This is a genomic window from Microbacterium sp. LBN7, from assembly GCF_045690345.1.
Classification (GTDB): domain Bacteria; phylum Actinomycetota; class Actinomycetes; order Actinomycetales; family Microbacteriaceae; genus Microbacterium.
Window position 1 is genome coordinate 3343010 of sequence record NZ_CP147856.1, and the last position, 11616, is coordinate 3354625.

The following is an 11616-nucleotide window of genomic DNA, read 5'->3' on the forward strand; positions in this document are numbered from 1 at the left end:
ACGTACGACCGAAAGGAGCACTCGTGCTCACATTCCCTGACGGCTTTCTCTGGGGAGCTGCGACCGCAGCCCATCAGGTGGAGGGGAACAACACGACCAGCAACTGGTGGGCCATGGAGCATGCGCCCGGGTCTCCCATGGTGGAGCCCTCGGGCGATGCGGCCGACCACTTCCACCGGTATCCGGAGGACATGCGTCTGCTGGCGGATGCCGGCCTGAACTCCTACCGCTTCTCGGTGGAGTGGGCGCGGATCGAGCCGGAACGCGGCTTCGTGTCGCGGGCGATGCTCGACCACTACCGCCGCATGATCGACACCGCTCGCGAGAACGGGCTCGACCCCACGGTCACCCTGATGCACTTCACGGTGCCGCAGTGGTTCCAGAAGGACGGGTTCTGGCGGGCGGATGACGCGGTCGACCTGTTCTCGCGCTACGTCGAGACCGTGCTGCCGATCCTCGACGGTGTGAGATACGTCTGCACGATCAACGAGCCGAACATCGCCGCTATGCTCGCCGGGGGAGAGGATGCCGCGAACCTCGTGGCGTTCGGGCTCCCGAACCCCGACCTCGCGGTCGCCGACACCCTGCTCGATGCGCACCACCGGGCATCCGAGATCCTGCATTCCGTCTCGGGCGTGCAGGCGGGATGGACCATCGCGACGCAGGCCTTCCACTCCACGGGTGAGCCGGGTGCCGACGAGATGGTCGCCACCTACGGAGACCCGCGCGACCACTGGTACCTCGACCAGTCGGCCGGCGACGACTTCGTCGGGGTGCAGGCCTACACCCGCACCTTCATCGGTCCGGAGGGTCCGCGACCGGTCGCCGACGACGTCGAGACCACGCTCACCGGCTGGGAGTTCTTCCCCGAGGCGCTCGAGCTGGGTGTGCGCAGCGCGTGGGAGCGCAGCGGCGGAGTTCCCGTGCTCGTCACGGAGAACGGCATCGCCACGGCCGACGACTCCCGGCGCATCGCCTACACCCAGGGGGCGTTGGAGGGCCTGCACCGCGCGATCTCCGACGGCATCGACGTGCGGGCGTACCAGCACTGGAGCGCCCTCGACAACTACGAGTGGGCGAGCGGGTTCGCGCCGACGTTCGGGCTGATCGGCTTCGATCACGAGACGTTCGCGCGCTCGCCGAAGCCGTCGCTGGCCTGGCTCGGAGAGGTCGCGCGCCGGAACGGCCTCTGACGCTCGCGCCCGGGGTTACGCTCGGGTCATGACGCATGCGATGCGCGAGACGCGTGCCGGCGACCGCCTCCGGTCGGCGGCGGCCGGGCTGAGCGCCGCGGTCATCGGCATCGGCGTCGCGGAACTGGTCGCGGCGATCGTCGAACCCGCCGCCAGCCCGTTCGCCGTGATCGGAGGCGGGTTGATCGACCTCGCCCCGGCCTGGGCGAAGGACACGGCCATCGCGCTGTTCGGCACCGGAGACAAGATCGCGCTCATCACGGGCATCGCCCTGGTGCTCGCCGTCGTCGCCGCCGGTGCCGGGATGCTGGAGCTGCGGCGATCGGGCCTCGGCGCGGTGGTCCTGGGTGGACTCGGCGCGCTCGCGCTCGTGGTCGCGATGACCCGTCCCGGCGCCGGACCGTTCGCCTGGGCTCCCGGACTGGTCGCCGGCGTCGTGGCGGTGATCGCGCTGCGCACCCTCATCCGCCGGCTGCGGCCGGTCGCGGGGCTCGGGCCGGACGGCGAGGACCGCCGGCGGTTCCTCGTCTGGACTGCGGGGGTCGCCGCCGTGGGCATCGTGACGCTCATCGCCGGCAACGTCGCGCGCGGCGCCACCCGATCGATCGAAGCGGTCCGCGAGGCGCTTCGGCTGCCCTCGGCGGCGCGGCCGCTGCGCTCCGTTCCCGCGGGTGCCGAGCTCGACATCCCCGGCCTCGCGCCTCTCGTGACTCCGAACGCGGAGTTCTACCGCATCGACACCGCCCTGATCGTGCCGCGGATCGACCCTGCCGACTGGTCGTTGCGGATCCACGGCATGGTCGACCGTGAGGTGGTGATCTCCTGGGGTGAGCTGCTGAGCCTGCCGATGCAGGAGGCGGACGTCACGCTCGCGTGCGTCTCGAACGAGGTCGGCGGATCGCTGATCGGCAATGCGCGCTGGCTCGGCCATCCGGTCCGTGAACTGCTCGCCCGCGCGGGAGTCTCGTCGGATGCCGACATGGTGCTCTCCACGTCGTCGGACGGGTTCACCGCGTCGACGCCGCTGGAGGCGCTCACGGATGACCGCGACGCCCTGCTCGCGATCGGGATGAACGGCGAGCCGCTGCCGATCGAGCACGGCTTCCCCGTCCGCATGGTCGTCCCCGGCCTCTACGGCTACGTGTCGGCGACGAAGTGGGTCACGCAGCTCGAGGTCACGCGCTTCGATCGGGCCACCGCGTACTGGACCACGCGCGGCTGGTCGGAGCGCGGGCCCATCAAGCTGCAGTCGCGCATCGACGTGCCCCGCGGAGGCAGCGTCGAGTCGGGCGAGACGGTCATCGCGGGCATGGCCTGGCAGCAGCACGTCGGCGTCGCGGGCGTCGAGGTCCGCATCGATGACGGCGAGTGGCAGCGTGCCGAACTCGCCGAAGCGATCTCGGCCGACACCTGGGTGCAGTGGCGTCTGCCGTGGACCGCTGAGAGCGGTCGGCACGCGATCGAGTGCCGTGCGATCAGCGACGACGGGGAGACCCAGACCGACCAGCCGGCGGCTCCGGCGCCCGACGGCGCACAGGGTTGGCACCGGGTCGACGTGACGGTGGCCTGAGCGCGTAACTCGACCCCTGATCCCACCTAGAATTGACCCCATGCCCGCAGGCGAATCGTTCTACATCACCACGCCCATCTACTACCCCTCCGACGTGCCGCACATCGGTCACGGGTACACGACGGTGGCCGTCGACACCCTCGCGCGGTGGCACCGCCAGGCGGGCGATGACACCTGGATGCTGACGGGCACCGACGAGCACGGCCAGAAGATGCTGCGGGCCGCTGCCGCCAACAACGTCACGCCGCAGGAGTGGGTCGACAAGCTCGTCAGCGAGAGCTGGTTCCCGCTGCTGACGACTCTCGACGTCGCCAACGACGACTTCATCCGCACCACGCAGGAGCGCCACGAGACGAACGTGCAGACGTTCTTCCAGCGCCTGTACGACCGCGGCTACATCTACGCCGGCGAGTACGAGGCGCTGTACTGCGTGGGCTGCGAGGAGTTCAAGCCCGAGTCCGAGATCGTCGACGGCACCGGACCCTTCGAAGGTCTCAAGGTCTGCGCGATCCACTCGAAGCCGCTCGAGCTGCTGCAGGAGAAGAACTACTTCTTCAAGCTGAGCGAGTTCCAGGACAGGCTCCTCGAGCTGTACCGCACCCAGCCCGACTTCGTGCGCCCCGATTCGGCGCGCAACGAGGTCGTCTCGTTCGTCAGCCAGGGACTGAAGGACCTGTCGATCTCGCGCTCGACCTTCGACTGGGGCATCCCGCTGCCGTGGGACGAGTCGCATGTCATCTACGTGTGGGTCGACGCGCTCCTGAACTACGCGACCGCGGTCGGCTACGGCTCGGACGAGGAGACGTTCGAGCGTCGCTGGCCCGCGTACCACGTGGTCGGCAAGGACATCCTGCGCTTCCACGCCGTGATCTGGCCGGCGCTGCTGATGGCCGCAGGCCTCGAGGTGCCGAAGGGTGTCTTCGCGCACGGCTGGCTGCTCGTCGGCGGCGAGAAGATGTCGAAGTCGAAGCTCACCGGCATCGCGCCGACCGAGATCACGGATGTCTTCGGCTCCGACGCGTACCGCTACTACTTCCTGTCGGCGATCGCCTTCGGGCAGGACGGGTCGTTCTCGTGGGAGGACCTGTCGGCGCGCTACCAGTCCGAGCTCGCGAACGGCTTCGGCAACCTCGCCTCGCGCACCACGGCGATGATCGAGAAGTACTTCGAGGGCATCGTGCCGCCGCCGGCCGAGTACACCGAGCAGGACCTCGCGATCCAGAAGATCGTCGCGGATGCCGCGTCGAAGGCGGATGCCGCCGTCACGCAGTTCCGCATCGACGAGGCGATCTCGTCGATCTGGACCATCGTCGACGCCCTGAACGGGTACATCACCGAGAACGAGCCGTGGGCTCTGGCGCGCGATGAGGACCAGCGCGCGCGTCTCGGCACGGTGCTCTACACCTGCGCCGAGGGGCTGCGTGCGCTCGCCGTGCTGCTGTCGCCGGTGATGCCGCAGTCCACCGAGAAGCTCTGGCATGCGCTCGGCGCCGGCGCGACGCTCGGACGCCTGCAGGATCAGCCGATCCGCGAGGCCGGCACCTGGGGCGCCCTGCGCCCCGGTACGAGCGTCAACGGGCTCGCACCGCTGTTCCCGCGGGTGGAGTCCACGGCCTGACGCATGGCTGACACGTACGTCCGCGAGCGCTCGGGAGACGGCCGCAAGGATCTGAAGTATCCGGCCGCTCCCGAGCCGCTCGCCGTGCCCGTGTACGACAACCACGCGCACCTCGAGATCCTCGACGGCGACCCTTCGACAGGCTCAGGGACCCACGGGCTGTCGCTCACCGAGCAGCTCGACCGCGCCCAGGCCGTCGGCATCGCGGGCGTCGTGCAGGCTTCGGGCGACATCGAGTCGTCGCGGTGGGCCGTCGAGGCGGCGGCATCCGACCCCCGCGTCCTGGCGGCCGTCGCCATCCACCCGAACGATGCGCCGACCTACGCGGAGCAGGGGAGGCTGGATGAGGCGATCGCGGTGATCGACGAGCTCGCCGCGCACCCGCGTACGCGCGCGATCGGCGAGACGGGTCTCGACTTCTTCCGCACGGAGCCGGAGCGCCGCGCGCCGCAGCACGCGTCGTTCGAGGCGCACATCGCGCTGGCGAAGAAGCACGGCATCGCGATGCAGATCCACGACCGCGATGCGCACGACGCGGTGCTCGAGACGCTGGGCCGCGTCGGCGCCCCCGAGCGGACGGTCTTCCACTGCTTCTCCGGCGATGACGCGATGGCGCGGATCTGCGCGGATGCCGGGTACCACCTGTCGTTCGCCGGCAACGTCACGTTCAAGAACGCCCAGAACCTGCGCGACGCGCTGAAGGTGACCCCGCTCGACCGGATCCTCGTCGAGACGGACGCACCGTTCCTCACGCCGGTGCCGCTGCGCGGTCGCCCGAACGCCCCGTACCTTGTGCCGATCACCGTGCGCTTCATGGCCGCAGAGCTCGGGATCGACGTCGACGAGCTCTCTCGACAGCTCGCCGAGAACACGCTCCGCGTCTACGGCTCGTTCGACTGAGTCGCCGAGACGATCTGCGAGATCGGCTTCCAGACGAACAGCAGGGTGAGCGCCGCGCCCGCGAACGCGAACCACCACGGTGCCGTGAGGCCCCAGATCTGAGCGATCGCGCCGCCGAGGGCCTGCCCGATCACCATGCCGCCGAAGACGCCGACCATGTTCACGGAAGCCACTCGGCCCTGGAGCTCCGCCGGGACGAGCCGCTGGCGCACGGTGGTCGAGATCGTGCCCCAGACGAAGGCGTAGGCGCCGAAGAAGAACATGATGACCAGGGCGACCCATCCGGTGGTCGTGAGCGCGAAGGAGAGATGCATGAGCACCTCGAGCGAGAGCACCACGCGCATCAGCGTCGCGAACGACACGTGCCGCTCCAGCCACCCGAAGCATGCGGTGGCGAGCAGTCCGCCGACCGCGGACGCCGTCGTGAGCGCGCCGAACCCGACGGCACCCATGTGCAGGTGCTCGGTCGCGTAGAGCACCAGTACGCCCCAGGGGGCCGCCCACGTGACGTTGAACACGAGGATGATCAGCACCAGCATGCGAACGGGAGGGTTGCGCCACAGCCAGCGCAGGCCCTCGGCGATGTCGGTGTGCACGGGAGGGTGCGTTCGATCCTGGGTCCCTGAGCCTGTCGACTGGGTCCCTGAGCCTGTCGAAGGGTCGCGCGGCGGCACCGGCGTCCTGGCCATGCGCGAGATCAGCACGACCGCGAAGCTCACGCACAGCACTTCGACGAGGAAGGGCCAGGCCGTCCCCGCGGCGAAGAGGAACGCGCCGAGCGGCGGCCCGGCGAACTGGTTCGCGACCAGGTACCCGGCCTGCAGCCGTGCGTTCCCCAGCCCGAGATCGCCCGGCTCCACGAGCATCGGCAGCAGGGTGCTGCCCGCCGTGTCGACGAAGACCTCGGCCGTGCCGTAGAGGAACGCGACCGCGAGGACGATCCAGATGTTCGCGGTGCCGGTGACGAGGAACACGCAGAGGCCGGCGAGCACGACGGCGCGGGCGCCGTTGGCGAACATCACCAGGCGACGGCGATCGAACCGGTCGGCGACGGCGCCCGCGTGCAGACCGAAGAGCAGCCAGGGCAGGAACTGCAGAATGGCACCGGCGGCCACCAGGATCGGCGACGAGGTCATCGACGCGATCAGCAGGGGCGCGGCCGCGAGCGCGACGCCGTCTCCGACGTTGCTCGTCCAGGAGGAGGCGAGCAGCCAGCGGAAATCACGGCCCATGCGGCGGGGCGCGATGAGTTCGCCGAGGGAGGGCATCCCGAAAGACTACTGAGGGTGGGGGACAATGGACGGATGACCATCACGCTGCTCGGCGCCACCGAGATCCGCCGCCTCGCCGCCGAGCTCGACGTGACCCCGACGAAGAAGCTCGGACAGAACTTCGTCGTCGATGCCAACACGGTGCGCAAGATCGTGCAGGCCGCTCGCGTCCAGCCGGGGGAGCGGGTGGTCGAGGTCGGGCCGGGACTCGGCTCCCTCACCCTCGCGATCCTCGAGACCGGGGCATCCGTGACCGCGGTCGAGATCGATCACCGCCTGGCGGCCCGACTGGCCCAGACGGCCGCCGAGCACGGCGTCGAGCCGGACCGGCTCACGGTGGTCGACGCCGACGCCCTCCGCATCACCGAGCTGCCCGGTGAACCCACCGTGCTCGTCGCCAACCTGCCGTACAACGTCTCTGTGCCGGTGCTCCTGCACTTCCTCGAGCACTTCGACTACCTGAAGCGCGGCGTCGTCATGGTGCAGGCCGAGGTCGCCGAGCGGCTGGCGGCCAAGCCCGGCTCGAAGATCTACGGCTCGCCGAGCGTCAAGGCCGCCTGGTACGGCGACTGGAAGCTCTCCGGGACCGTGTCGCGCCAGGTGTTCTGGCCCGTGCCGAACGTCGACAGCCTGCTCGTGGGATTCGACCGATCCGAGGGCGAGCGCGGCACCGAGGACGAGCGTCGTCGCACCTTCCAGATCGTGGATGCCGCCTTCAACCAGCGCCGCAAGATGCTCCGGCAGGCGCTCTCCGGCGTGCTCGGCAGCTCCGCCGCGGCATCCGAGGTCCTGATCGCCGCCGGCGTCGCGCCGACGGCACGCGGGGAGGACCTCACGGTCGACGACTATCAGCGCATCGCGCAGCACGCGGCGTCGATGAACGAGGCGGCCGTCAGGGACTAATCTGGCACGGTGACCGACTCCCCGCGCTTCCGCCCCGACGTTCCCGAGCTGCACCGTCCGTACACCGCCGACGAGAGCCGCTATCAGCAGTTCGACTACCGTCAGGTCGGCACATCGGGTCTCTACCTCCCGCCGATCTCGCTCGGCCTGTGGTGGAACTTCGGCGACAACATCCCGCTCGACAACCAGCGCGCGCTGCTGCGCCACGCCTTCGACCGCGGCATCACGCACTTCGATCTGGCGAACAACTACGGCCCGCCCTACGGTTCGGCCGAGAAGAACTTCGGCCGCATCTTCGCGGAGGACTTCCGTCCGTACCGCGACGAGCTGATCATCTCGTCGAAGGCCGGCTGGGACATGTGGCCGGGACCGTACGGCGACTTCGCCAGCCGCAAGTACATCCTCGCGAGCGCCGAGCAGTCCCTGACCCGGATGGGCCTGGACCATGTCGACATCTTCTACTCGCACCGGGCCGACCCGGTCACGCCGATCGCCGAGACGATCGGCGCGCTCGACACCCTCGTGCGCCAGGGCAAGGCGCTCTACGTCGGCATCTCGTCCTACAGCGCAGAGCGCACCGCCGAGGCCGTCGCGATCGCGCAGGAGCTCGGTACGCCCCTGGTCATCCACCAGCCCGCGTACTCGATCCTGAACCGCTGGGTCGAGGACGGTCTCACCGAGACCCTGGAGCAGTCCGGGCTCGGCGCCATCGCGTTCACGCCGCTGGCCCAGGGTCTGCTCACCGACAAGTACCTCGGCGACGGCACGGCGGATCGTGCGCAGAAGCGCGGATCCCTTCCGGACGGCCCCCTCGGCGACGAGGCTGTGCAGACGCTGAGGGCGCTGAACGAGATCGCGAAGGGCCGCGGCCAGTCGCTCGCGCAGCTGGCCCTGCAGTGGACCCTGCGCAACCCCGTCGTCGCCTCGGCGCTGATCGGCGCCTCCCGCCCCGAACAGCTCGACGAGAACATCGCCGCGGTCAACGGCCCGGCGCTCACCGCGGAGGAGCTCGCGCGCATCGACGAGCTCGCTGGTTCCATCGACGTGGATCTCTGGGCGACCTCGACGGAGCTGTGACCGGATCATGAGCGTCGCCGCGTCCGCCGGATCCGTGCACGTGCGCGCGCCGGGGAAGATCAACGTCTACCTCGGTGTCGGCGGGCGTCATGACGACGGCTACCACGCCCTCGCGACGGTGTTCCAGGCGGTGTCCCTCTATGAGGACGTGATCGCGCGGCACGCGGACGACTTCTCCCTCACGGTCACCGGCGTCGAGGACGTGGATTCGGTGCCGCTCGACGACAGGAATCTCGCGATGCGAGCGGCCAAGCTGCTCGCGACCGCCACGGAGTACACCGGCGGTGTGGCGCTGGAGATCCGCAAGAGCGTCCCGGTCGCCGGCGGCATGGGCGGCGGCTCGGCGGATGCCGCGGCTGCGCTGGTCGCGTGCGACGCGCTCTGGGGCACCGGACTCTCGCCGGCGCGGATGCACGACCTCGCCGCCCGTCTCGGCGCCGACGTGCCGTTCGCGCTCCACGGCGGCACCGCTGTCGGCACCGGACGCGGCGACCAGCTCAACCCCGCGCTCGCACGCGGCCGCTTCGACTGGGTCCTGGTCACGAGCGAGCAGGGGCTGTCGACGCCGGTCGTCTACGAGCGGCTCGACATCCTGCGCGGCGAGGAGGGAGCCCTGGCGGACGATCCTCCGCTGTCGCTCGACGTCCCGATCCCGGTGCTGCAGGCGCTGCGCTCGGGCGACGCGGTACAGCTCGCCGAAGGCCTGTTCAACGACCTCCAGGCCGCGGCCGTCTACGAGCGTCCCGACCTCGAGGACGTGATCCGCCAGGGAGTCGAGGCCGGTGCCCTGCAGGGGCTCGTCTCCGGATCGGGCCCCACCGTCGCGCTGCTCTGTCCCGACCCCGAGACCGCGCAGGACGTGCAGACGACGCTGCGTGGTGCGGGCCTCGATCCCCTGCACGTGCACGGGCCCGTGGCGGGTGCGCGGATTCTGTGATCGGTAGTCTCGGCGCCTGAATAGTCTCGGATCACGACCTCGGAGAAGGAGTGGATCATGGGACTGTTCAGAGTCACCCGCAAGTGGCAGCAGGAGCGCCAGGAGGAAGGTCTCCAGATGGCCGACGACATCGCCGCCGGCCGGGGCTTCCTCGGCAAGATGACCAAGGCCTTCCTGGGGAGCGAGTTCACCGAGGCGATGCAGCAGGCGACGTCGTCGATCCACCAGGCCGAGCACGTGGCGGCGCTGCGGGCGGCCGGCGTGCCCACGCAGCCGGCGACGGTGCTCGTGATGCAGGACACCGGCCAGACGATCAACGACAACCCGCGGGTCGTGCTCACGCTGCAGCTCGGCGCACAGGCCGTGGCCGTCCACGCGCTCATCTCGCGTCTGGAGATCCCCCGGGTGGGGGAGTCGGTTCTCGTGATGACAGATCCCCAGACCGGGGAGCTGCTCTACGCCGGGCTCGCTCCTCGGGCCTGACGCGGCTCAGCGGGCGCCGGGGGCGAGCAGTCGGAGCTGCACCATCGCCGAGAACCGCGCGTCGGGATCGGCGAGGTCGAGCCCGCTGATCTCCGCGAGCCGGCGCAGCCGATAGCGGAAGGTGTTCGGGTGGGTGTACACCCGGGCGGCGGCGACGGTGACATCGCCGAAGGCGTCCAGCCACGCGGCCAGCGTCTCGACGAGGTGCGTGCCCCGTTCCCGATCGTTCTCGATCAGCAGCGCCACCGGGCCGGTGGGCTGATCGCCCCGAGCGCGGACGAGATCGCCGAGCTCCACCAGCAGGGCTTCCATCTGCACGGCGGAGAACAGGGCGACGGCATCCCTCCCCGAGGACTTCTGCAGCACGCGCAGGGCGCGGTCGGCGTTGACGCGCGACAGCGGGATGCTCGATGTGTCCTCCGCGAGCGTGCCGATGCCGACGCGGATGTCGGAGGCGGCGCCGAGTCTGCCGAGGAAGTCGGTGGCGACCGAGGCGGCGCGCAGATCCGTGTCGGCCTGGTCGGGGCGCACGCCGACGACCGCGTAGACGACGTTGCCGATGACGGCGACGGCGGAGCGCAGGTAGACGGCACCCAGATGCACGGCGAACGCGTCGGCGATGCGGTGCCGCTCCGCCGTGGTCCTGGCATCCGGCGCCAGAACGTCGCTCTGCTCGTCTGCCGCGGAGAGCGCCATCACGACGCAGCGATGATCGTTCAGACGCAGCCGCGCCGCGGCGTCGACGGCGCCGGGGCCCCCTTCCAGGATCGTCGAGAGCAGATCGGCGCGGAGTCGTCGTTCCACGTCGGCACCGGCACGGAGGCGCAGCAGGTGCAGCGCCACGAGACCCGCGGAGTCCTTCAGGGCGCGGACGCGGTCGCTGGTGAGCGGAGCCTGCACGGCAGCCCAGATGGAGCCGAGGATCTCATCGCCGGCGCGCACGGCCAGGGCGACCCGGGGGAACGAGGGTGCCCCGTCCGTCGTGCCGACGGGGTCGACGTCGATCGGGTCCTCACTGCGGTACAGCTCCTGGAAGACGCCGCGCTCCTCGAGCTGACGCGTGAACCGCTCCGGAACCTGGCGCCCCAGCACCGTCTCGATGCGCGCAGGGTCGGCCTCGTCCTGCCGACCCGAGAAGGCGACGACCCGGGAGTTCCGGTCCTCGATCGTCACCGGCGCGTTCAGCAGCGTCGCGATCGCGTTGGCGAGCGCGAACAGGTCGCCCGCCGGCATCCCGCCGAGCATCTGCGCCCCCTGATCGCCGACGTCTCCCTCCGCGATCAGGGATCGCAGCATGGCCGTGAGCTGCGCCCAGGACGCCCCTCGGGTGAGCGCGAGGACGGGGATGCCGGTCTCCTCCGAGGCGCGGAGCACACCCTCGTCGGCGCGCACGGGAGCGCGGAGGACCAGTGCCGTCGCCTGCTGCGCCGCGAGCGAGTGCAGGAGCGCGGCGATATCCGCCGGGTCGCTGAGGCCGACACCGAGGACCAGCGCGCGCCGCATGGGCATCGCGTCGTCGAGCACGTCATGGATGACCACGGTCTCGATCTCGGTGTCCTGATCGGCGTTGCCGCTCACCACTTCGAGCAGCGTGGTTCCGAGATCTTCGATCACACGGCCGAGGCTGGCACGGGGCCGTGTCGTCAGTGACATGAGCACGAGGC

General features: G+C 70.2%; 10 protein-coding genes. 8 read left to right on the forward strand and 2 right to left on the reverse strand.

Features of this window, described 5'->3' with window-relative positions; all coding sequences use genetic code 11:
• Window positions 1–23 precede the first annotated feature (23 nt).
• Genes LBN7_RS16225 through LBN7_RS16240 form a run of 4 tightly spaced genes read left to right on the forward strand, consistent with a single transcriptional unit; the run spans window position 24 to window position 5281 of the window.
• A complete protein-coding gene (locus tag LBN7_RS16225; protein ID WP_407360234.1) occupies window positions 24–1193 on the forward strand; it encodes a glycoside hydrolase family 1 protein in 1170 nt (389 codons plus the stop codon).
• 28 nt (window positions 1194–1221) lie between these two features.
• A complete protein-coding gene (locus LBN7_RS16230; RefSeq protein ID WP_407360235.1) occupies window positions 1222–2763 on the forward strand; it encodes a molybdopterin-dependent oxidoreductase in 1542 nt (513 codons plus the stop codon).
• A gap of 40 nt (window positions 2764–2803) precedes the next feature.
• Window positions 2804–4381 carry a methionine--tRNA ligase gene (gene metG / locus LBN7_RS16235; protein ID WP_407360236.1) on the forward strand — a complete coding sequence of 526 codons (1578 nt, stop codon included), beginning with the start codon at window positions 2804–2806 and terminating at the stop codon, window positions 4379–4381.
• A 3-nt stretch (window positions 4382–4384) separates the two neighbouring features.
• A complete protein-coding gene (locus LBN7_RS16240; protein WP_407360237.1) occupies window positions 4385–5281 on the forward strand; it encodes a TatD family hydrolase in 897 nt (298 codons plus the stop codon).
• Here the strand turns inward: LBN7_RS16240 and LBN7_RS16245 are convergent.
• Window positions 5263–6549 (reverse strand): MFS transporter, encoded by a 1287-nt coding sequence (locus tag LBN7_RS16245; protein WP_407360238.1) that lies wholly within the window; start codon window positions 6547–6549, stop codon window positions 5263–5265. The two genes, LBN7_RS16240 and LBN7_RS16245, sit on opposite strands and share 19 nt — an antisense overlap.
• A 36-nt stretch (window positions 6550–6585) precedes the next feature.
• Between LBN7_RS16245 and rsmA the strand changes: the two genes are divergently transcribed.
• The 4 genes from rsmA to LBN7_RS16265 are packed head-to-tail and all read left to right on the forward strand — an operon-like array spanning window position 6586 to window position 9952.
• Window positions 6586–7455, forward strand: coding sequence for a 16S rRNA (adenine(1518)-N(6)/adenine(1519)-N(6))-dimethyltransferase RsmA (gene rsmA / locus LBN7_RS16250; protein WP_341944991.1), 870 nt, complete (start codon window positions 6586–6588; stop codon window positions 7453–7455).
• Window positions 7456–7464: 9 nt separating this feature from the next.
• A complete protein-coding gene (locus tag LBN7_RS16255) occupies window positions 7465–8532 on the forward strand; it encodes an aldo/keto reductase (protein WP_116636472.1) in 1068 nt (355 codons plus the stop codon).
• 7 nt (window positions 8533–8539) lie between these two features.
• The gene (locus LBN7_RS16260; protein WP_116636471.1) at window positions 8540–9469 is read left to right on the forward strand and encodes a 4-(cytidine 5'-diphospho)-2-C-methyl-D-erythritol kinase; all 930 of its coding nucleotides are present in this window, start codon (window positions 8540–8542) and stop codon (window positions 9467–9469) included.
• A 57-nt stretch (window positions 9470–9526) separates the two neighbouring features.
• Window positions 9527–9952: a hypothetical protein gene (locus LBN7_RS16265; RefSeq protein ID WP_407360239.1), complete on the forward strand. Its 426-nt coding sequence runs from the start codon at window positions 9527–9529 to the stop codon at window positions 9950–9952.
• Between the two features lie 6 nt (window positions 9953–9958).
• On the opposite strand, the gene LBN7_RS16270 is transcribed toward LBN7_RS16265, so the two are convergent.
• Window positions 9959–11566, reverse strand: a complete 1608-nt coding sequence (locus LBN7_RS16270) for a helix-turn-helix domain-containing protein (protein WP_407360240.1) — start codon at window positions 11564–11566, stop codon at window positions 9959–9961.
• Window positions 11567–11616 lie beyond the last annotated feature (50 nt).